This is a genomic window from Rosistilla oblonga, from assembly GCF_007751715.1.
Lineage (GTDB): Bacteria > Planctomycetota > Planctomycetia > Pirellulales > Pirellulaceae > Rosistilla > Rosistilla oblonga.
Window position 1 is genome coordinate 1,564,999 of the sequence record NZ_CP036292.1, and the last position, 22,937, is coordinate 1,587,935.

Here is a 22,937-nt window from a genome sequence, read left to right on the forward strand (position 1 = left end):
ACGCCCGAACCTATGCCGATGGAAGCGATTTCGAATTTATCGGCTGGTCGCCGGTTGGCGAAGAATCGCAGCCGGACGCTGTTGAGCCAAGTTCCGCTGGGGCAAGCGGCCGTCGACGGTGTCGACCGACACTGTCAGTCCGGCGACATAAAAAAGATACATATTCAGCATCGGGATGATCGACACATCCTGAAACATGCCGTTGAGCAGATAGCTGCTGACGGTCGCCAGCATCAGCAGGCCGATGTTTTGTGCCTCGGGACAGGCCGACGAACTGCGGGCGATCTGCCAGCCGGTAAATCCCCAGCAGATGACCAGGATGGTGAACAGACCTGCGCCGATCAGGCCGCTGTCGACCAGGTACGACAGCAGGACGTTGTGCTGATGGTAGGGCGTTGCTTTGCGGAGCGGCATCTCCCACTGAGGGGCCTGCGCGTACTCTTGGTTGAAATCGAAATAGTGCCCGTACCCGACGCCGCACAGCGGATGGTCTTTGAAAATTTCCCAAGCGATGATCGCCAGCATCGGTCGCAATTCGATCGATTCCGCCGCAGCGCTGGCCGACAGATTTTTGTCGCGTTTGAGATGGAGGATCTTGTCGCCAAAGCCGATCGCGATGACTGCCGCCAAGACGATCGCCGACGCGACCGCCCAGATTCGTAGCCCCCGGGAGATCCGATTCATCTGCGACAGCGAAACCGCAGCGGCTGCGGCGATCCAAACGCTACGGGTGAGCGTCGCATAGACGCCGCCGGCGGCTGCCAGCATCGCAAACCCATACCCGAACTTGGCGATACGGTTCCGTTGCTGAAACGCCAACAACATCGCGGCGAACGCAATCGACAACAGGAATCCATTGCCGGTTGGGTTCAGCAGCGGCCCGCGTCCACGCCCCAGAAATTCGACGAATTCGGGATCGATGATAAAGCGAGGGAAGATCACCGCCTTCAATTCCGCTTTTTCGGCTAGCGCGGTCAGCCCCAGATAGATCCCCAGCCCGATGAAGGTCCGCTGCACGATGCGCAGTTCGCGTCGCGACAGGCGTGAGAACCGGGCGACGAAATAGGTCCCCAGCGGCAGGAAGGCGTAGAAGATCCAGCGAGCGAGTGGTTCGGTCCCCGATCGGGGCGCGTCGGTTGTCATCAGGCTCAGCAGAAGCCAGCCGACGAAGGCGACGATCAACCAATCCATCCGGTTCATTTCGATCGGCCGGGTGCCGTCGCGGAGGCAGCGAACCACAAACAGTCCCAGCATGGCAAACCACAGGATGCGGTCGATGCTGAATTGGATCGGGCCGTTGATCGCAAAGAAGTTGGGGCCGAAGACCGTTCCGATGATCAAAACAGCCAGGACCAGCATTTGCAGCGAGACGCGGTGCGCAAGGTAGATACCCCACACTCCTGCGGCTAATGCAAACAGTAATCCTAAGAATTCCACCCGTCCTCTCCGGCAATCGAATCGTCACTCCAATGGTGCGATCAAACCTAGCTGCCAGAATCGAATGAGGGCGGGAAACTTAGGGCAAGAACCAAAAACTGCGACAACTTTTTAATGGGATCGCCTGACTTTGTGGCAGTTTCTCACAGGTAGCGTGCCGATTCTTGCAGCTGAAGTTAAACAGGGCGTTTCCGGGCGCGATTCGCCTACCGGGCCGCCTGTTTGCTTTCGCTGAGAATTCGATCGAGGATTCCGTTGACGAAACCGCGACTCTTGCGATCGCCGTACCGCTTGGCTATTTCGATCGCTTCGTTGATCGCGACTCGCCCGGGGGTTTTGCCGAAGACGATTTCGTAGATCCCCAATCGCAAGATATTGCGGTCGATGACTGCCATCCGGCTGATCGACCAATTGGACGAGTGTCTGGCGAGGAGCGAATCGATTTGTCCGCGATTATTCATGACTCCGCCCAGCAGCGAGCGAGCGAAGTCCGACAGAGCTGGGTGATTCCGCATCCGCGTTTCGATGAACTGATCGCGATCGCTGCGCGAACGCTCGGTTCCGAAATCGTATTCATATAAGAGCTGTAACGTGACTTCACGCGCTCGCCGACGAGTTGCCATAAGATCCAAATTCTGAAGTTGCTGATGTTGGGCCGTAAGTTAAGCACGCAATAACGTTTGCGCAAAGGGCCCTGCGATGATTGTCGCATCGGCTGCGGTGGTGTTGAAACCGATGCAATCCGAACGTTCATCAATTTTCGCTTGCCGTGAAAATATTTCCAGCCAAGCGTCCTAGAAAAGCAAGACTAGATTTATTCAGCAAAATTCCCATCCGTTATCCGAATGTCCGTGCCTCCATGGATTCATCCAATCCCGCGATCCCTGCATCTGAAAATGTCCAGCCCGAGGCGCGAGAGCCGTTTTTGGCCGATTCGCTTGCCGTAGGGCTGTTGGTTTCGCTGTCGATGACCGTGGTGCAGCGAGCCGTCGGGTTCGCCCGTAGTATCGGATTCTGCAAGTTTCTCGACGAAGAAACGCTGGGCCAGTGGGCGATGGCGCTCTGTTTTATCAATCTGATCACGCCGATCTTTCTGCTCGGTTTGCCGGGATCGATCGTCCGCTACGTCGAACATTTTCGTCGCCGCGGCCAATTGCAGGCCTTTATCTACCGGATCGTGTTTGGGACCGCCGTGTTGACGCTGCTGGCTGCGGTGTCGATGTTGGTTTGCCCTGGGCGATACGCCGAGTTGATCTTTCGCGACCCCAACGTCGTCCAGCCGGTGTTTGCTCTAGCGACCTGTTTGGTGGCGACGATCATCTTCAATTTCATGGAGCATTTGGTCAGCGGATTGCGGCAGGTTCGCGTCGCGTCGCTGATGCAGTTCGTGCACAGCGTCGGCTTTACCCTGCTGGCGATCAGCTGGATGGCGATCGGCGGCGGAGTTTCAGGGCTGATCCTGACCTTTGCTGCGGCGGCGATGTTGGGATGTGTCCCGGCGGCTTGGGTGCTGATGAGGAATTGGTCGGGGCTGCAGCGGTCGGATGACCCGCTGACGCATCGTTCTTTGGCGCGGCGGATCGCTCCTTATGCGGCTTCGCTGTGGGCGATCAATCTGATCGGCAACCTGTTCGATTTGTCGGACCGCTACATGATCCTGCACTTCAGCGTCGGTGGGCCCAGCGTCGGGCAAGCGATGGTCGGCGAGTATTTCAGCGCGCGGCTGCTGCCGATCTTTTTGCTCAGCCTGGGGACTCTGATCGGCGGTTCGTTGATGCCTTATCTGACGGCCGACTGGGAATCGGGGCGGAAGCGTCGGGTGAACCTGCGGCTTCGCAAAACGTTGTTGCTGCTCTCGGGAGCGTTTGCGTTTGGTTCGGCGGTGGGAATGTTGATCGCCCCATGGATGTTCAACAATCTATTGGACGGTCGTTATACGCAGGCGCTCGCTGTGATGCCGATCGCGTTTGTCTTCTGCGCCTGGAGCGGGCTGATCATCGTCGCTGAGAATTACCTGTGGTGCGCCGAGAAGGGGAAACTGATCGGCATCGCGCTGACGCTCGGCTTGCTGGCAAACATTCTGCTCAATCGGCTGCTGCTGCCGACGATGGGGCTATACGGAGCGATGCTTGCCACGGCGATCGCCAACCTCGTCGTGCTACTGATGGTGCTCTACTTTATGTCGACCCAAGGGTTTGTATTCGATCGCTCGATCGGCTTCGCTTTGATCTTGCCGGCGACGCTGCTGGCCGGGCCGTATTTTGCGCTGCTGGCGATCGCTGCGGTGATGGCGACTAGTTTGCACACGCAGCGTTACCTGGGAGAAGTGCTGGCCGAATTCCGCCAGCACGCTCTCAAATTGCATTCGCGTCTGGCGAACTCAAGCCTTGCGAATCTTTTCACGCCCCGACTTCACTCCTGAGGTCGCGTTCCGCGTGTCGACGATCAGAGATGAGTGTTCGACGATGAAGTCGTAATCGTAGGCGGAGTGATCGGTCGCGATCAGCACGCAATCCTGTTGGCTCAAGAATTCGGCGGTCAGTTCTTGGCTGGCCATCTCGGGCAGATCATGGTGCCGCATCTTGGGCAACTCAGGGACATGCGGATCGTTGTAGGTTAGATCGGCGCCGCGCTGCAGCAAGATTTCCATCAGCGTGAAGGAAGGGCTTTCGCGAGGATCGTCGACATCCTTTTTATAGGCGACGCCAAGCATGCAGATCTTGCTCCCCTTGATCGGCTTGCCGACTTCGTTCAGGAATTCGCTGGTCCGGTTGATCACATAGGTTGGCATCGACGAATTGACTTCACCAGCCAGTTCGATGAACCGGGTGTTGAGTCCCTGTTTGCGAGCTAACCAGCTGAGGTAAAACGGATCGATCGGGATGCAGTGGCCGCCGAGCCCCGGTCCGGGATAGAAGGCTTGGAAACCGAAGGGCTTCGTTTTCGCAGCGTTGATCACCGACCAGACGTCGATTCCCATCGAATCGAACAGGACTTTCAGTTCGTTGACCAGGGCGATGTTGACCGCACGATAGATGTTCTCGAGCACCTTGGCCGCTTCGGCGATCTCGCAGTTGTCGACAGGGATCGTTCCGGCAACGGCTTTGTTGTAGAGAGCGCAAGCGAGGTCGCGGCTGGGAATGTCGATACCGCCGACCACTTTAGGGATTCCGGCAGCGGAGAAGGTTGGATTTCCAGGGTCTTCGCGTTCGGGGCTGTAGGCAACGTAAAAGTCGACGCCAGCCTTGAGTCCGGACGTTTCCAAGATCGGCACCATCACGTCGCGAGTGGTGGTCGGGTAGGTCGTGCTTTCCAGGATCACGATTTGCCCGGGCCGCAGATGTGCGGCGATCGTGCGAGCTGTCGATTCTACAAACGACAGGTCGGGATCGCGGGCTTCATCCAACGGCGTGGGGACACAGATCAGCAGCGCGTCGGTCTCCGCCAGTTTGCTAGCGTCGACTGTCGCTGAGAAATTGGCATCTGAATACCACTTGGTAATTTTTTCATCGGCGATGTGCTTGATGTAGCTCTTCTTCGACTCCAGCGACTCAATTTTTCGCTCGTCGACATCAAACCCAAGGCAGCGAAAACCAGCTGACGAGAAGGCATCGATCAACGGCAAGCCGACATATCCGAGTCCCAGAACGCCAACGTAAGCGGTCCCTTGCTCGATGCGTTGCATTAATTCGTCGTAGTTATTTTTCATCGCGTGGTGCTGTCAGTTGGAAAGGGAATGGTCGGAGGAACGGGCACGAAACAATGCGGTTTGCTAGCGTTGCCGCTAGCGTGGCGATGCGATTTCGGCCGCTGTGCAATTTTGATTTCAACGTAGGATAGGCATTCAGGCCTTTCAGCTGCAAGCGAAATCGCTAGCGGGCGGGTATCTGTGCTCGCATAAATCGTGACTGCAGATAAATGCAGCTTTGTGCGCAGGTGAAAAATGCCGTTTGAAGCTGGTTTACGCTAGGTCAGGTCACAGCTGAGACGAACACGTAGCGTTTTAATATAGGAATACCCGCATCATCGCTAGCAAAAGCCTTAAGTCGAAAATCAAGCTTTCTCCACAGAGGCTATTTCAGTAGAGTTCCGCATCGACTAACCAAAATGGGCTCGCGCTAGCCAGCTAATTCGTCCGTCTTTAATTCTGCCGAGAAGCAACGTGCAAAGAGAATCCGCCCCCCGGCTGTCGGAAACCGAACAAGGAAGCGATGAATTTCCGGTGGCCGATGCAATACATGCGGCGCTGCGTTTCCTTAGGATGCTTCGCAGGAAGAAGCAATACATCGCGTTTTCGCTTCTAGTCACATGTGCTTTGGGGGCGTTTTATTACCTGACGGCGGACAAGGTATATGAAGCGAAGGCGCAACTGTTGGTGACGCAGACCAGTCCTGACATGCTCAACGCTGGCGTCTCATCGAATCTGACCAACGATGCATTGGTAGCAACTCACGAGCGATTGATTGAGAGTTCGGTTGTTCTCGGCGGTGCGTTAGATCGAATTCGCAAGCTTGATAACGAGTTGAAGATCGACCTCGTGGGCGTGTCGGAAGAGAAGTGGAAAGATTTACTGCGTAGCAATCTCTCTGCAAGTGCGGCGCGACGGACCAGTATCATTGAGCTTTCTTATCGATCCAAATCGACGCTCGCCGCGCGGGCTGTACTCGAAGCTGTCGTAGAGTCGTATCTCGAGTTTATCGACACCAGTCACAAAGATGTCTCGGTCGAGATCGCGACGATTCTCAAGGACGAGCTGCGAGAGAAGGAACACGACCTCAAAGCGAAACAAGAGGAGTGGGTTCAGGTGAGTCGCGAGGCAGGCGATCTTGGTCTGCGCAGCGGAAGCAACGTCGTTCATCCACTGGTCCAACGGGCGGTGAAGATGAACGACATTTTGGTCGCCGCTAGGGAAAAGCGATTAAAGCTTCAGGCGTCGAAAGTGGCAGTGAAACATGCGATCCAAACCGGTGGCGATCTGCGACAGTATTTGGTCGAACTGGAACCGACGATCGGCCGCGAACTAATGCTCAACGGACTCGGTATGAGTCCACGTTTTGCCCAGGTTAACGATCAGATTGAACAGAAGTTACTTGCCGATCGAGCCCTGTTGGAATCGCAAGCCAAGCACTTAGGTCCGGTGCATCCGAAGATTCAGATGCTGCAGCAGAAGATCGCCGATTCCGAGCGTTACTTGGCCGAATACCGAGCGAAAATAAATGCCGCCAACGGGCCTGACCAAGAACAACAGCTCGGTGATATGCTGCTGTCGATGATCAGTGAAGCACTTGCTGAGACGCAAGCAAATGAAGAACAGCTGGAGCGGGAGTACGCGGTCGCGGAAGCTGAAGCGGTTACGTTGAACAGCCGCATGACCTCACTGCAATTGGTCGAAAACGAACTGCAGCGGCTGCGCAATTGGCACGATACATTGTTGAATCAAATCGCCAACATCGACCTGCAAACCGAGGGAGGCGACATCCGGGTTTCCGTGGTTGGTGAACCTGTCGCGTCTCCCGGTGCGGTCGCTCCCCGCCTTAAAATAATCGGGTTGTTAAGTATTTTTGCAGGCTGCGGAATCGGGATTGCGATTGCGTATGTGACCGATCTGCTCGAGGATCGCTTTCAATCGCCTGACGAACTGCAGGAACAGGTTGGCGTTTCGGTGATCGCTATGATCCAGAGTTTAAATGGATCCGGGGAAGCGGGAGGCCAGAACCTGCATATGTTTACAAATCCCAAGAGCGCCGAAAGCGAAGCGTTCCGAACACTACGTACCTCGCTGTCTTTGCAAGGGAGCGATTTCTCAAAGCTGGCGATTACAAGTTCTGAACCTGGCGATGGAAAGACAACTGTGATCGCCAACCTTGCGGTTACTTACGCTACCGCGGGAAAACGAACGCTATTGATCGATTGCGATCTTCGTAAGCCAGGCTTAACTCGTTTGTTCGATATGCGCGGACTCGGTGGCGTCTCACAACTGCTGACCCAAGCGGACGTTGTTGCACCGATTTGGGCGAACGAAGTCAAGGGAACGGGGATTCCCAACCTGTCGATCATTCCCGCCGGTCCGCGACCGCAAGACCCGACCGAATTGTTCTCCAGTTCCCATTTTGGCGAACTGTTGGCATGGGCCGAAGCCAACTACGATCAGGTCCTTGTCGATTGCCCGCCAGTGGTCGCAGCGAGCGATGCAGCGATTATCGGTCGCTTCGTCGATGGTTTGATGATGGTTGTTCAACCTGCCAAGAATCATCGTAAGCTGGTGATTCGATCGGTCGAACAGTTGGGGCAGCTGGGAGTACAGTTAACCGGAATTATCTTGAATCGCGTTGACGACAGCGTTTCGGGGGGCCAATTCGGATACGGATATGGTTACGGCTATGGTTACGGATACGGCTATGGCGACGAAGAGCAAGACGAGGCGATCGACGCATTGCCAATGGAGCAAACGTCGACACAGTCACCTCACCGGAAAGCCGCATAGTCCCAGGCACGATCTCGTATCGCCGTATTGAACTTTCGAGGTTTCGGCGGCTGCCTAACGCAGCAAAATATCATGGACGATTCCCCTTCCACCATCGAACGGCTCGCAGGCAAGGCGTTTGACTGGGCACTCTACGGCGTGCTCTTTGTCGCACCGTTGTTCATGGGGGGACGAGGACCGTTGGGGAAGTTTGTCTTTGTCTGCTTCGTCAGCTTGATGACGCTCGCCTGGATCGTTCAATCTCTATGTCGCAAAGCCTTTGTGCTACGGTTAAGCGGTGCCGAGTGGATCATCGCGGCAGGAGCGCTATTGTTGGTGTTCCAGCTGATTCCGTGGCCCGAGTCAGTGCTACTGACCTTCTCGCCAAAACTCCGTGAATTATTGCCGATTTGGTTCTCATCCCCCGATCCCAACCATTTCCAAATCGGCACCTGGAACACGATTTCGTTGGCACCGAATGCCACTCGCCAAGCGTTGGCGGTCTACCTGGCTTATTCGCTGTTTTTCATGTTGTTGGTCCAGCGGATTCGGAAGCTTAAAGATGTTGAATGGCTGCTCCGTAGCCTGGCCTACGGCACGATTGGCTTGGCTGCCCTTGGGCTCGCTCAATTTCTCGCTAGCAACGGTAAATTTCTATGGCTTTATGAGCACCCTTTCCGAACAACGGACGGGGTCGTGACTGGGCCGTTCCAAAACAAAAACCACTTCGCTCATATGATGGCCTTGGGGATTGGGCCGCTGCTTTGGTTGCTGTCCATCGCGATCCGCGGAGACGCAACGCCAACGCATTCTTTTAAATCAAAACGGAATAGTCGTCGCCAATTTTCTGGAATGAAGGAGACTCAGGGCGTCTCGATCGAAGTCCTCGCAATCACCTTCGGAATCGGTTTGGTCACATTGGCAGCGATGCTTACGTTTTCACGTGGCGGTTTTCTCGTATTTGCTACGGCAACTCTTGTCGCTGTGGGGCTGTATCGCTGGCAGGGCCTCGGGCAGGGTACGATGTTCAAAATCGCCGCAGGTATTGGCACGATGGTTGTCGTGGCGCTTTGCATTTATGGTTATGAACCGCTCGCCCGGCGGTTGTCGACGCTGCACGAGTCGCAATCTCTTGAGGAGCTGTCACATGGACGCCGTGCCCTGTGGGACGCAATGCTTTCCGCCACACAAAACTTCTGGCTGACGGGCACAGGCATCGGTTCCCATCCCGATGTCTATCCGGTTTACATGGCAGAATTCTACAATGTCGACTTTACGCACGGCGAAAGCGGCTACCTGCAATTGTTGATGGAAGGTGGGGTTGGTGCGATTGCTTTGCTCGGGTGTGTCATGGGGTTTCTTTCCTGCCGCCTGCTCACCTGTCTGCGGCGTGTAGAATCATCCGCCCCCCAGCACACGATTCAGTTGGCGGCGCTAATCGCTCCGCTATGCGCGGGAATTGCAGTGAGCCTTATGCATTCCATTGGCGATTTTGTCTGGTATATTTCCGCCTGCATGTCTTGGACTCTAATTGTTATGGCTGCGGCCGTCCGCTTGTCAGAGCTGAGTCGCTCAAGTCGCGAATCTGGTGCAACAGGATCGGATTTGACTGGCGCCGGACGTTCGTTTTTTGGGTTGTTCCGCAGGTATGGTCAAGTAACAATTCCAGGCCCAGGGCACATCGTCGTTAGTGTGATTTGCATGGCGATGATTGGCTTTTCGATTACAACAATGTTGCCTTCGGCGCACGCCGCCACAGCTTGGAATCGATTTCGAGTTGTCACCAGAGATACAGCAGCGGGAGACGAAGAACGAAAAGGTCGCGAGGTAGCGTTACTTAAGAAAACGCTTGGCCTTGACCCCGCGCACCGGCAAGCAGGGGTACTGCTCGCCCAAGCGTCTTGGCGTGCGGAAAGCGATCCAGCGTCGAAAGTTATGGCTTCTGCCCCGACGAAAAATATCAGTGTTTTGCCTCCAGAAACTCTTCAGTTGGCGGTCACTGCGTTGACCCACAATCCGCTGTTGGGGACAGCCTATGTATTTGCCGTGCCTTCAGATTTCCTGGCCAATTCGACTGTCGCTTCCGATGCCCTGTTTGAGCAAGCATTACGAGTTCGGAAGCATGATGCACTAATTCACATGCTTCGAGGCAAGAGACAGATTTCTATGGGACGGTTAGATGACGGATTTAGGCATTGGCAATTCGCATTTAATCATGACCCAGGAATTCAGGCTTCGTTAATCGAGCAATTGCGGCCGATTTTCCCAGTGAGTTTTCTACTCGAAAAGTTGCAACCGGAAACACCTGGGTTATGGAGAATGTATTACGCATATCGGGAAGCGTCTGACCTGTCGGCAACGCAAATACTGGCGAAGCAATTAGTACATCGTTTGGCTACCAAACAAACGCAACAGAAAGACCCAGCAAAGCGCGCCGAGCTTTGCTACTCCTTGCACGCCTTGTATCGCCAGCTTGGCGAAGAACGACAGGTTGTCGACGCATTGCAGAAAGCCCTTGAGTGTCAGCCCAGCAATTACTCGTATCGGAAAGCGTTGGCTTTGGCGTTTTACCAACAAGACCACTTTGAACAAGCAGTAGAGCATCTTAAGTGGTGTCAAGCACGCAGATCGGATGACAGCAGTGTATCGCACGCGTTAGAAACCTGTCTCATACGCCAACTTGAAAATAATTCCGAGCATGCGAGGCGATGAAGTCGTCCAACGCACCAAATTTGTTACCAGGGAAGCCTGTCTTGTAGCAGAAAAAGAAACTTGATAGTACTGGCGGTGTGTTGTTGCGGTAAGCGGCTACAGAATCATTAGCGATCTGTACTCGCTACGGAAGAAGCATGCTCGCGATCGATACCCGATTCGACAGTGCTTTCTCAATTTGGCAACCACCGTATATGGTGGGCAAGAACGCGTGCCGTTGCACGTTAGAGTCGGTATTCGGTTGGATTAAATAAAGTAATGATTAAACGAGTTGTTGATGTTGTAATCTGCTCGATCACGCTGGTGCTGATCATGCCATTGCTTCTGGTTATTGCGTTAATGGTACTTGTCACCGATGGAATGCCCGTGTTGTTTCGACAGACTCGCGTTGGTAAAGACGGAGTCGATTTTAACTTAGTCAAATTTCGCACCATGTCACACCGCCCACCATCGCAGTTTGGCGACTTCGATGCGGGGGATGTATCTCGCGTCACGCGGATTGGCAAATTCCTGCGTCACTGGAAGCTAGACGAATTGCCTCAGTTATGGAATGTGCTTCGGGGCGACATGTCGCTTGTTGGGCCACGACCAGAGGTGCGAAAATGGGTAAATGTCTATCCTGCTGAATGGGCTGAGGTACTTAAGGTTCGTCCTGGGATCACCGATCCAGCATCGATTGTCTATCGTCATGAAGAATCTTTATTGGCTGCGAGCGATGAGCCTGAACGGTTCTACGCAGATACTGTCCTGCCATCCAAACTCACAATTTACAAAGAATACGTTTCCAGCGGCAACAATATTGCTAAGGATGCCGCAATTTTGCTCCGCACGATAGCGGCCGTCGCCGCACCACGCAAGGAATCTGCTTGATGAAAGTGCCATTTTTTAAGTTGTCCTGTGGCGACAATGAATACGCATATGTGCGTGATGTTCTTGATTCGGGATGGCTTACTACTGCGGGCAAGGCTCAAGAGTTCGAACTCCGATTTGCTGAGTGCGTCGGAGCAAAATACGCGGTCGCGGTAAATTCATGTACTGCGGCATTGCACCTAGCTTTAGACGCATTGGACGTAAAGCAGGGTGATCGCGTGTTTGTTCCTACGATGACGTTTACCGCGACAGCAGAAGTTGTCAACTATTTGGGAGCGCACCCAGTTTTCTTGGATTGTGATTACCTTACGCGAAATATTACCCCTGCGATCTTGCGTGATGCAATTACGCGATGTCCGGATATTAAAGTCCTGATGTTAGTTCACTTCGGCGGTCATCCCGCGCAGTTGTTAGATGACGAAAACGGCGACGAAGGTATTTTGGCGATTTGCAAACGTCATGGGATCCGAATTGTCCATGACGCTGCGCATGCCTTCCCCGCGCAGATCGATGGCAAATCGATTGGTGGCTTCCCTGACATTTCTTGCTTCAGCTTTTATGCCAATAAAACGATTACCACCGGAGAAGGTGGGATGTTGGCAACCGACGATGAAGCGGTCTACGCACGAGCGAAATTAATGCGATTGCATGGCATCGACCGTGACGTGTGGGATCGATTCACATCGAGCAAAGCCGGTTGGGAATACGATGTAGTCGCTCCAGGTTACAAGTACAACATGCCGGATCTAGCCGCTGCGGTTGGGCTGGCACAATTAGAGAACGCCAGCCTATTCCGGGCCGCTCGCCAACGATGCGCAGAGGTGTATTTCGCACGCCTCGGTAGCATTGAAGCCATAGATTTGCCACGTTCTGACGTGAGCCATGAAGACCACGCATGGCATCTATTCCCTATTACGCTCAATTCTTCGGCGTCTATCGAACGGGATTCACTTATACAAGAGCTTACCCAGGCGGGGATTGGCACGTCGGTGCATTATAAACCTCTGCACAGAATGACGTACTATCGTGACAGGTACCAGCTCAGGAAAGAAAAGTTCCCTTCGGCTGAACGTCTTTGGAGCGGAACATTGTCGCTTCCGTTGTATCCCACTATGACCAATGAACAATTGCAATACGTCTGCGATCAACTGTGGCGTTTGGCTGGTTCTTCCTGTTCATCGCTGAAATCTGCGGCGTGATGCAACCGACCTTAGATAACTCATGTCGAAGTCAACATGAATATGTATTGCTAACCCTCCAAGTAGTTTGGTAGGGATGCTAACTTGAATGTGCCATGAGGTTCATAACGTCAAACCTATACATGCAATTCATCAAAAATAGGTAAAAGGAACTGGGATGGATATCGAAAAATTAAAGTCCAACGCTGCTGCCGTTGCGACGCTTGGAAATCGTGACTGGCTGCTTTCGAACGGCGTGTACGATTGTGACAGCGGCTCGGATTACTATTGGGGAGAAGTGCCACAGGACGAGATGGAACAAGTAATTGTTGCCGCGGAGTCTGAGGGGTGGGAGCAGGCTGTTCGATCGCGGATACTGCCGAAATATCCTCATCTTGAAAACATGATTTTCGGCAGCTCTCGAGTCGATTGGATTGAACGACTACCGGGGAGCGGATTAAATATCTTGGACGTAGGGAGTGGTTGGGGACAAAACAGCTTCCTGATGGCGAAAAACCCCGCTAACTTTGTCGTTTCATTGGAGAAGATTCGTGCACGAGCCGCATTCCAGGCTGTGCGGATTCGGCAAGAAGGCGTGGGAAACATGCGTGTGTTTTCTGGGGGCCTTGAAGAATTTGACATGCCAGACAATTCATTCGACTTGGTGTCGTTTATTGGTGTGTTAGAATGGATCGGCCTTGCGGATCCGACCAGATCTCCGCGTGATGTGCAAGTCGACGCTCTGAAAAAGGTGCGCCGCATGCTGAAGCCAGGTGGCACCGTTTGCGTCGGGATTGAAAATCGTGTTGGTTTTAATAACTTCCTGGGCGCCAAGGACCATTCAGGGCTGCGGTTCACGTCGTTGATGCCACGCGCAGTCGCCAGCAAGTGGGTCGGGCTTAGGACTCCCGCATACCGATCGAATCAGAGCGCTGCTTCGTATCGTACATATACCTATAGCCGTGAGGGCTATGCGCAGCTGTTTAAAGATGCTGGATTCAGCGACTGCCACGTATGGGTATCCCACCCGCACTATGGGAACCCGAAGTGCCTGATCAACGCACGCAATAGCGAGGTGTCAGCATTCTTCCGCCAGGTGTACCGCCCATCTTCAATTAAAGACGTCTGCTTTACAAGCGCATTTCGGGTTCTAGGGCGATTGGGACTTGCGGCTAAAATGGCACCTCACTATGTGATGTTCGCGAGGGGGTAGCCGCGCATGAATTGTACTCTAGAACAGTTTGCAGCTTCAGCTGGCGGTCCGTTAGGTTGCCAAGTAACGGCAACTCAATACAGTTTTAACAGCGAACCGCATGGCGCCGTTAATCTGTTCATTGCTGATGAGACTGGGCCACGATTCGTGCTGAAGCGAGCTCGCGACAGCAAGCTCCATGCCGTGCTGGTTGACAGAAACAAAGAGCTTTCGGAATGCCTCGCGGCCGAACGGTGCAATGACGTTTCTGGCCAGCTCGTGACAGGGCGTGTTGTCGAATATTTGCACAAGTCTTGGATTTGCTTTCCGTTTGTTTTCGGAAAAAATGCCATGAGGCGTTGCCGCTTAGATTGGTCAGGGAGGTATCTGGACTCTACGTTCGAAACGTGTTTGAGGCTATGCCAAGCTCTAAGCGTGTCGGCAGTGACCCACGACGTAGCATTGGACTTTTGCAAGCAGGCTAACGCCAGCTTTAACGAGTCGTTTGATGAAACGAGTACAAATCGCTATATAGCAACACTTAAGCACACGTCGCTTCCTGTTGCTCCGACGCATAATGACATGTCTGCAGATAATTTCCTGGACGACGGCGTGCGTCTTTATTTGATAGATTGGGAATATTGGTGCATGGCGCCAGCCATATTTAATTTCTTTGATTTGCTCATGCATTTCCACTCTGTTGTTTCTGCCGGATATTTCCGCCGCCGCAAAATCGCAGACTATACATCAACTTTCCTGCGTGAGAATTGCCTCGAAACGCAGTTCTGGAAGAGCTTTCGGCTCAGCTTTCAGCAATCTGAATTCGGGACACTGGACCGCAAGCAATTGTCTGCGTTGTTCACCTCCTACTTGCAGACTAAAGCGTGCAACCAGTGGCGCACTTACCAATCACATTATTCGTATGATCGATCGTGGAAGCAGATTTTTGATGTGTGGCAGGGTGTTGAGCAAGAGCAGTCACCATTGTGGAACATACTAGGCTCCGAGTCACCTATCGCGACACGCTAGCAATTGAGAACATGTCATCCAACACCTTTATTAAAAATGTTTCAAGCAGCGGATTCGCGAGCTTTGCCGCACTCGGGTTGGGGTTTGCGTCCGGCGCAATTGCGGCGAACTTACTTGGTCCGAGCGGACGCGGTGATCTTGCGTCGTTGTTTTTGATATACAGCCTTGTAGCGCTAATAGGCGTGTCAGGCATAGATCAAGCTGTGGCGCTTTTGGTTGGTGAATCCAGGCAGAACTCTCGTAGGATTCAATCGGCGGGCTTGTTGGCAGCGGGTGTCTTGGCGTTGCTGATTACGCCTGTGTCCTATATTGCTATCGGCTGGGGCCTAGGGGGCGGAAAAGCGCATCTTGTTGATGATGCCAGGATTATTCTTTTGGGGCTTGGTGCGTATTTCTTTTGTCAAGTTTTCAATGCTATTGACCAAGGGGCGGGATTTTTTGGTCGCCGCGCCCTGTATATGGTTCTCCCGCCGGCAATCTATACGGCAGGATGTGTCTATCTAGCGTTCCAAGCGGTCGTTACTGTGCGACAATTCATCTTGTGGTATTTGTTCGGGTACAGTGTGGCACTAGTATTGCGCATTGTAACGGCGAGTGCTTCAGGGTTTCATGGCAGGAGCTACAGCACTTCGTCAATCTTCGAAGTATTCAGAAGAGGGGCGAGACTACACCTGCCCCAGCTGGCTTGGCTGTTAAGTTCTAAAGTCGATATGATCGTTGTCATTGCTGTCTTATCAAGTTTTGATGTTGGTCTATATGCCGTAGCGGTTGCTGTGGCCCAAATCCCAAAGCTTGTCGTTGATGCATATCTTGCTGTTTGTGTCACAACAATTTCTACGCAACGCAATGAAGAATTGAGGCAGAAATGTGCACTGGATTGCTTCCGGATGGCACAGTTGCTGTGTGCATCTATTGGCCTGTTAATGGTCGCCGGTGTTCCGTTTCTCATTCTTGTCGTATTCGGTGCCGAGTTTTCCCCCGCAATATTGCCAGCCGGAGCACTTAGCTTTGCGTCGCTTGTCATGTGTTTGGTCGCATCTGTGGATCGAAGCTTACGGGTTTTGCATTGCGTTAGGCCAGGGTTTATTGCATACGGAACAGCAGCTTTGCTGATGGTTTGCCTTGGAACGCCCATGGCCGTGCGTTATGGATTGATGGGGGTTTCGGTAGCCAGTGCATTGGGCAGCGCTATTTCATTAGTGGTTATCACATATTTGTTTGCGGCCCGGATTGAAGTGCCTTGGCTAAATCTTCTTTGTGTAAAGCCATATCGCTATGCTCGAAACAACACATTGTTTAGTAACGCTGCTTCAGTAAAGTTATGACATCAACGACTCTCGGTGCTATTTATTGCGTTCTTTCGGCCGGATTGTTTGTTTATGCAATCCAAAGTGCTACATGTGCACTGCGTTCGTTTGCTTACGCCGTCATTCTTAACACGCTTCCTCTTGTGGCGTTTGGATACCTGGGCAACAACGAAGAGACCCGGGTTGCGGGAGTCCCGATCGCATATATCCCATTTTGCGCAAGTGTCCTCGGTATTGCGTTCAGGACTGATTGGATTGATTTCCGAGTCGGGCGGCTTGATGTAGTCGGCGCAGCATTACTTGCGTTCATGTTGTTGCAAGCAGTGTTTCTCCAATCGCGTTTTTTTGGTTTTTTGCCCTATTATCTAATGTGGATATTAAATTTCGCGACACTTCACATGACAACTCGCGTAGTCTCTGGATTGTCACGTGAGCAGGTATCGCGAATTGTACACCACTTTGTGATTTCACTTGCAATTTGTTGCCTTGTTGGAATTGTGAAGTACTTCACGGGGATAGCTAGGGATGCAAACTTCATGCCAATGATGAACCGTAACGGAACGGCTTTTGTCATTGCAATTTGCACTCCGTTGATCTTGTTCCTGCGTGAGCAGCGATTGATTACAATTAGTCGAGTTGTAGTTTTGTATGCGGTCTACGCAATCTGCATCGTTTTCACATTTAGCCGAATGGGCATTATTGGATTCGTGTTTTCTACAGGATTTTATTTTATCGCATCTTTTTTGGCAGATTTCGTGTCTGGGAATTCTTCGAGATCTGCTTCGTCTAATCGATACGCAATTGTTGTCATGTGCCTCTTTGTTTCGCTGTTAATGCTGACGCCTCTTGCTGAAACTACTCGAGGGCGTTTCATTACTACGGTCCATACGATTTCACGCGTAATGGAGCACGCGGAGGTAGATTCTCGACTTGCCGACAGCAAGCGGCGGCGCTTACTCGATCAGGGGATGGATGTTGTCAGAACACACTTTTGGTTTGGTACAGGGGTCGGAGTTGAGTGCTATCAAGGGGCCCTTGCTGACCTTGGATGTGTTGAACTTGTTAAACCTCACAACTTCTACTTGTCCTATCTGGGGGAACTTGGGATCGTTGGGTTCAGCATTTTGATTGTCTATCTCGGTCTGTTGTATCGGCAACTATCGGCCGGCGCCGATTCCGGTATCGCAATGCTTAGCTTTCGTTCAATGTTTCTTGCAGCAATTTTGATGTTCACGATGAATGAGCATGTAACGATGCCCTTGCTTTGGTTTCTGTGGGGCATAGCGGTGGGTTTTGGGCGCGTCCGGCATGCTGCAAGGGCGCACGTGCAGCGGGATGCCGGCAGTATCTTCAATGGCAGCGGCGTTTGCGTGCTTTCTGTTCTTCCGAAGCAGCGGGGGGTTCTCTAAATGGTTGCATCAGCGTTTGGTTCAATGCAAACATCGGCCTGTTTGATTCTAGTTGTTAGAAACCAGCAGTCGCAAGTCGCTCGTGCAATATCGAGCCTTGCTATGCAAGACTATCCGAAGCATCTAACCGAGTTAGTCGTCGTCGACAATCGGTCTGTTGATGGGACGTTGCACGTTCTGCAGGAGGTCGCGGAGCGTATGCGGAAGCAAGGCGACAGAATTACCGTGCTAGAGAACGACAAGACGAGCTTGGCTTCCGGTTGGAATCTCGCAATTCGCAATACAAACGCGGATTTTGTTTGTCGAATCGATGCTCACGCAGAATTGGCGATTAACTATTTGCGTTTGGGTATTGAGACGATTTCTTGCGAAGGAATGCAACACTGTGTTTGTGTTGGCGGGGTGCTAGAGAGCCGGGGCCGTGGCGTGGGGCTCTCGGATGCAATCGCTGCGGCAATGTCCTGTCCGTTCGGTGTGGGCAACTCTGCATTTCGTGTTGGAGTGCGCGGAAGTCACCCAATTGAAACTGACACGGCTGTCTACGGAGTGTATCGTCGTGCACCAATTGCTACTGATGATATGCCGTTTGATGAATCTTTGGATCGCAATCAGGACATCGCATTGCATCACCTGCTTCGCAGAAGGGGGTGGACTTTTTTTACGAATCCTCAAATGCGAGCTGCTTATTATGTTAGAGACGCATTGAAGCCGTTTCTTAGAAAAGGTTTTGTCGATGGGTATTGGGTGATTCGATCGGGCCGGTTCTACGCCCGGCATATTGTGCCGTTGATGTTTGTTATTTACTTGGGTATCGCAATTGCACTAGCGACAACATTAGGGCTGTGTGTTTGGGTGCCGTTGTTCGTATATGCCTTGTTTGCGGTTGCGTATTCCATGCTGTATGGTAAGTCAATACCTGCCAAACTAGTGCTCCCTCTTCTGTTTTACTCGCTGCACGTTAGTTATGGAACGGGTTCGCTAGTCGCGTTACCTCGGTACGCATCCAATGTTTTGCTGCGATTATGTCGCATGGTGTTTTTTTGGAAAAACTAGACGGCGTTGCAGGCTGTTTGTAAAGTGCTGTCCAGTGTGATTCCCTAGCGAGGGCATTCTGACGCACTCCCCTATTCTTTACAAAACGCAGTGGGAAAGTCAGGGCGTCACCTTTATGGGCCCGCCCGGCCAGATGAAGCGAAATCTTTGAGGGCCAGGTTGCCCAAAACGCTGTGGGGGTCGATGTTTGTTGTAGTCAACTCGCCAAGCTTCAATCTTCTCGATTGCGTCGTCAAGCGCCAAGAACGAATTTCCATTTAGACATTCGGCGAGGACGCTTCCGTTGAATGATTCGATGAATGGGTAATCCGTTGGTTTTCCCGGCGTACTGAAGTCAAGCACGACGCCATTGGCATATGCCGACTGATCTAAAGCTATTGACGGGAACTCGGGACCGCTGTCAACGCGGATCCATTTCGGCAGCTTGCGATTGCGTGCCAGGCCTTTCAGAACTGTAATAGCATCATTGCGTCGCATCCGTTGCCCGCCCTCGATCGCACGACTCTCACGAGTAAAGTGATCGACTATCGTCAAAAGTCGAATCTGACGACCGCCGAATAACTCGCCGAACATAATAGCAGTCGTTAATGTGATTCGCATCTTGGCGATCGACGCGTGTTCGACAACTCACGCGTCGCTTCGGTATCTTTGTCCGTAGACTCAGTTTTCCCTCGCGGTAAAGCCGATAGATTCGCTTGGCGTTGTCAAACCAACGTTCTCGGCGAAGCAAGATATTCAATCGCCGATAGCCTTAGTGGACTCTGCTTGCGGCGAGTTCTTTCAGACGCATTCGTAGGGCGGCCTGCTCGTTGTTGGTGGGCTGGTAGCGATGACTCGAACGGGCTTAGCCAACCTAACCGCAAGCTCGGTGCTCGCTGATTCGGTAACAAGGCTTCGCTCCCTCGACGCATACACGAAGACGAGCCAGCCTCAGAGCTTTTCTGACAGAACATCCTGTAGAATATGTTTGTCCAAACTCAAGTCCGCCACCAACAACTTCAGTCGCTTATTCTCTTCTTGAAGATGCTTCAGACACCGAAGTTCTTCGGCGCCAAGCACGCCGAACTTCTTCCACCAGTAAAATGTCTGCTGGCTAATGCCAAGCCTGCGGTAAACCTCTTCAACAGGCGTTCCTGACTCTGCTTGCTGCAACGAGAAACCGATCTAATGGTCAGTGAATTTAGACTTCTTCATCCGCGTTCTCTCCATGGAAATGCCGACCCGATTTTAGCGCGACTTCCTCACTTTGCATGGATCAATTTCTGGGGGCAGGTCCGGCTGGCTCAATGAATCTCGTAGAGTGGCGACGCGATACGGTAAACTTGCCCGTTCCTAGCTTGCTTCGTTCAACTCGCCGCCATGCGGCGATTGCTCAAACTGCTTCGATAAACAGTGCCTAAGGTGCCTTGCCACCAAGCCGCTGAAAATAATATCGAACTTGAAGCTATGAATTAGGCCCCCCCCAGAAGCCAGGGTGCTTTCCGAACTGCCACGCGTTTTGTGTGCAACGATAGGTGGGATCAAGTCAGAGGCATGGTTAGGATTTGCCATTCAGTGCGTGCAGATTCAGTGCCGTTTACCGCTTTGACATGGAATTGTTCGCGACCGCCTGGCGTTAAGCCTGTTGCCAGGTAAGAGGTGCTGTTCGCCGGGATAGTCGCAAGCAGAACAGTTCCCGTTGCGGCTGTCCATCGGTAGATCTCGTAGCTGGTTTCGCTCTCTGAATCTTCCCACTGAAGCTGCGCCGAAGTACTTGACATAGCGGTGAGTGTGAAGTTTCCAGGGACTGTCGGCACAGTTTCCGCAGATGGCATCACGACAAGCTTCCAATCTGTTCGCGCCGACTTGTCGCCATTGATCGGGCGAACATGGAATTGTTCGCGACTGCCTGGCGTTAAGCCTGTTGCCAGGTAAGAGGTGCTGTCCGCCGGGATAGTCGCAAGCAGAACTGTTCCCGTTGCGGCTGTCCATCGGTAGATCTCGTAGCTGGTTTCGCTCTCTGAATCTTCCCACTGAAGCTGCGCCGAAGTACTTGACATAGCGGTGAGTGTGAAGTTTCCAGGGACTGTCGGCACAGTTTCCGCAGATGGCATCACGACAAGCTTCCAGTCTGTTCGCGCCGACTTGTCGCCATTGATCGGGCGAACATGGAATTGTTCGCGACCGCCTGGCGTTAAGCCTGTTGCCAGGTAAGAGGTGCTGTTCGCCGGGATAGTCGCAAGCAGAACAGTTCCCGTTGCGGCTGTCCATCGGTAGATCTCGTAGCTGGTTTCGCTCTCTGAATCTTCCCACTGAAGCTGCGCCGAAGTACTTGACATAGCGGTGAGTGTGAAGTTTCCAGGGACTGTCGGCACAGTTTCCGCAGATGGCATCACGACAAGCTTCCAGTCTGTTCGCGCCGACTTGTCGCCATTGATCGGGCGAACATGGAATTGTTCGCGACCGCCTGGCGTTAAGCCTGTTGCCAGGTAAGAGGTGCTGTTCGCCGGGATAGTCGCAAGCAGAACAGTTCCCGTTGCGGCTGTCCATCGGTAGATCTCGTAGCTGGTTTCGCTCTCTGAATCTTCCCACTGAAGCTGCGCCGAAGTACTTGACATAGCGGTGAGTGTGAAGTTTCCAGGGATTGTCGGCACAGTTTCCGCAGATGGCATCACGACAAGCTTCCAGTCTGTTCGCGCCGACTTGTCGCCATTGATCGGGCGAACATGGAATTGTTCGCGACCGCCTGGCGTTAAGCCTGTTGCCAGGTAAGAGGTGCTGTTCGCCGGGATAGTCGCAAGCAGAACAGTTCCCGTTGCGGCTGTCCATCGGTAGATCTCGTAGCTGGTTTCGCTCTCTGAATCTTCCCACTGAAGCTGCGCCGAAGTACTTGACATAGCGGTGAGTATGAAGTTTCCAGGGACTGTCGGCACAGTTTCCGCAGATGGCATCACGACAAGCTTCCAGTCTGTTCGCGCTGACTCAAACTCGTTGAACGCCTGCACGTAAAACCACTGTCGCAACCCTTGGGGGAGCCCGGCGGCGTTGTACGTTACGGTGTCTGCAGGCAACGTTTCCAGTAAGGTGGTGCCTGATAGACTGTTCCAGCCGTAAACACGATAGCCCGTTTCACCAATCGTATCGGACCAGTTCAGCGTTGCCTCGGTCGGCGATACTACAGTTAATACTAGATTGGATGGTGTGCCAAGTTCCAAGCCCCAATTAGCGTCCGAGGTAACCAAATCAAAAGCGACGTTCGATGAGCTAACCGAAAGGGATTCGAACGTAGCGCTGCCAACATGTCGGGTGAACGTTACGTCGTAGGTGCCTGGCGGGAGTTCGAGGGCGTAGGTGCCGTCGGTGTGCGTTGTTGTTGTGTATTCGGTGCTTGTGGTGTTGTTGGTTGCCGTAACGGTGATGCCGGCTTCGCCTTCTCCGGCGTCGGGTTGGTCGTTGTCGATCACGCTGTCGTCGAAGACGGTGCCGCTGAGGAAACGGGTGCCGATGTCCCAGCCGATGTCATCGAGCGTCGTCCAGTCCAACGGACTCATCGGTTTGCGTGTGCCGGTTGTTAAGCTGGGGTCGAGTGCGGCTTCGGCTCCTGCGTAGGAGACGTCGTGCTCAAAGTGCCCCCCGTCAACCGGGATCGGGCTGCCGTAGAGAGCGACCGACTTGGGGCCGGTGAAGTAGTCGCCGGGTTCGTTGTCGACAAGGGCTTGGTCCGCCGTGGAGAGTTCGGACAGTGATTTTGTCAGGCTAGTCCAGGTGTTGCCCGGTTGGTTGGAGATACCAAAGATGTGTCCCAGTTCATGTAACGCCACGCTGTAAAAATCAGTGGTCCCCGAGGTCGGTAATCCGACGTCAAAGTGCCATGTTGGCGAGGTGTCAAACGCGATACTGCCGCCCCAGGTACTCTGCTCATTCGCGCCGGATTGCCCACGCCACAAGACGGTGTCGACCCAATTAGGGTCGGTGTACTGGACGCCATACCCGGCGGATGCTTTGCCGAGCGTGGAACCGGTTAGATTGCGGGAGCCGACAAAGACGCGGACCTCGTTTTCAGCAAGCTGCAGATTCTGGAGATTAACGGTGCTGCCGGTCTCCGGATCTTGGAACGATGCGGTCCACGAGTTGCCGGCTGTAGGAGCCGGGATCGCGGTCAACGTATCGAGCAATCGCGTTTCGTAATCGGTTGCCGCCCGTTCCAGTGCAGCTTTGGCATCGGTGTCAAAGAATCCGGAATCGTCGTAGCTGTAGTCGAAGACGATATCGACGGCTAACAGGTCCCGCCGCTCCAAACTTTCCAGA

At 53.1% G+C, this 22,937-nt stretch carries 14 protein-coding genes and 1 pseudogene; 10 read left to right on the forward strand and 5 right to left on the reverse strand.

The features are described from left to right. Window positions 1-36: 36 nt before the first annotated feature. Together CA51_RS05600 and nusB are read right to left on the reverse strand one after the other, a co-directional pair. Window positions 37-1,437: an O-antigen ligase family protein gene (locus CA51_RS05600; protein ID WP_145118577.1), complete on the reverse strand. Its 1,401-nt coding sequence runs from the start codon at window positions 1,435-1,437 to the stop codon at window positions 37-39. A 206-nt stretch (window positions 1,438-1,643) separates the two neighbouring features. Continuing rightward, on the reverse strand, window positions 1,644-2,060 hold the full coding sequence (gene nusB / locus CA51_RS05605; RefSeq protein ID WP_145118579.1) for a transcription antitermination factor NusB: 417 nt from the start codon (window positions 2,058-2,060) through the stop codon (window positions 1,644-1,646). A 236-nt stretch (window positions 2,061-2,296) separates the two neighbouring features. Between nusB and CA51_RS05610 the strand changes: the two genes are divergently transcribed. After that, the gene (locus tag CA51_RS05610) at window positions 2,297-3,859 is read left to right on the forward strand and encodes a lipopolysaccharide biosynthesis protein (RefSeq protein WP_145118581.1); all 1,563 of its coding nucleotides are present in this window, start codon (window positions 2,297-2,299) and stop codon (window positions 3,857-3,859) included. On the opposite strand, the gene CA51_RS05615 is transcribed toward CA51_RS05610, so the two are convergent. After that, a complete protein-coding gene (locus CA51_RS05615) occupies window positions 3,818-5,146 on the reverse strand; it encodes a nucleotide sugar dehydrogenase (RefSeq protein WP_145118583.1) in 1,329 nt (442 codons plus the stop codon). The genes CA51_RS05610 and CA51_RS05615 overlap by 42 nt on opposite strands. 513 nt (window positions 5,147-5,659) lie before the next feature. Between CA51_RS05615 and CA51_RS05620 the strand changes: the two genes are divergently transcribed. From CA51_RS05620 to CA51_RS05660, 9 genes are all read left to right on the forward strand, one after another. Beyond that, complete coding sequence (locus tag CA51_RS05620) at window positions 5,660-7,921, forward strand: polysaccharide biosynthesis tyrosine autokinase (RefSeq protein ID WP_145118585.1); 2,262 nt, start codon at window positions 5,660-5,662, stop codon at window positions 7,919-7,921. A gap of 72 nt (window positions 7,922-7,993) precedes the next feature. Further along, on the forward strand, window positions 7,994-10,612 hold the full coding sequence (locus CA51_RS05625) for an O-antigen ligase family protein (protein WP_145118586.1): 2,619 nt from the start codon (window positions 7,994-7,996) through the stop codon (window positions 10,610-10,612). A gap of 258 nt (window positions 10,613-10,870) precedes the next feature. Beyond that, on the forward strand, window positions 10,871-11,482 hold the full coding sequence (locus CA51_RS05630) for a sugar transferase (RefSeq protein ID WP_145118588.1): 612 nt from the start codon (window positions 10,871-10,873) through the stop codon (window positions 11,480-11,482). Then, window positions 11,482-12,681: a DegT/DnrJ/EryC1/StrS family aminotransferase gene (locus tag CA51_RS05635; RefSeq protein WP_145118589.1), complete on the forward strand. Its 1,200-nt coding sequence runs from the start codon at window positions 11,482-11,484 to the stop codon at window positions 12,679-12,681. Before CA51_RS05630 ends, CA51_RS05635 begins: the two co-directional genes overlap by 1 nt. Before the next feature lie 157 nt (window positions 12,682-12,838). Continuing rightward, window positions 12,839-13,873: a class I SAM-dependent methyltransferase gene (locus CA51_RS05640; RefSeq protein ID WP_145118591.1), complete on the forward strand. Its 1,035-nt coding sequence runs from the start codon at window positions 12,839-12,841 to the stop codon at window positions 13,871-13,873. A gap of 6 nt (window positions 13,874-13,879) precedes the next feature. Then, window positions 13,880-14,881 carry a phosphotransferase gene (locus CA51_RS05645; RefSeq protein WP_145118593.1) on the forward strand — a complete coding sequence of 334 codons (1,002 nt, stop codon included), beginning with the start codon at window positions 13,880-13,882 and terminating at the stop codon, window positions 14,879-14,881. 11 nt (window positions 14,882-14,892) lie between these two features. Continuing rightward, window positions 14,893-16,206: a lipopolysaccharide biosynthesis protein gene (locus CA51_RS05650; RefSeq protein ID WP_145118595.1), complete on the forward strand. Its 1,314-nt coding sequence runs from the start codon at window positions 14,893-14,895 to the stop codon at window positions 16,204-16,206. Continuing rightward, a complete protein-coding gene (locus CA51_RS05655; RefSeq protein ID WP_145118597.1) occupies window positions 16,203-17,597 on the forward strand; it encodes an O-antigen ligase family protein in 1,395 nt (464 codons plus the stop codon). The genes CA51_RS05650 and CA51_RS05655 overlap by 4 nt, the downstream gene beginning before the upstream one ends. Window positions 17,598-17,621: 24 nt before the next feature. Beyond that, on the forward strand, window positions 17,622-18,650 hold the full coding sequence (locus CA51_RS05660; RefSeq protein WP_197451618.1) for a glycosyltransferase: 1,029 nt from the start codon (window positions 17,622-17,624) through the stop codon (window positions 18,648-18,650). 99 nt (window positions 18,651-18,749) lie between these two features. Here the strand turns inward: CA51_RS05660 and CA51_RS26490 are convergent. Together CA51_RS26490 and CA51_RS05675 are read right to left on the reverse strand one after the other, a co-directional pair. Next, window positions 18,750-19,814: pseudogene (locus CA51_RS26490) on the reverse strand (IS3 family transposase). Window positions 19,815-20,170: 356 nt separating this feature from the next. Beyond that, window positions 20,171-22,927 (reverse strand): fibronectin type III domain-containing protein, encoded by a 2,757-nt coding sequence (locus tag CA51_RS05675; protein ID WP_197451620.1) that lies wholly within the window; start codon window positions 22,925-22,927, stop codon window positions 20,171-20,173. Between the last annotated feature and the right edge of the window lie 10 nt (window positions 22,928-22,937).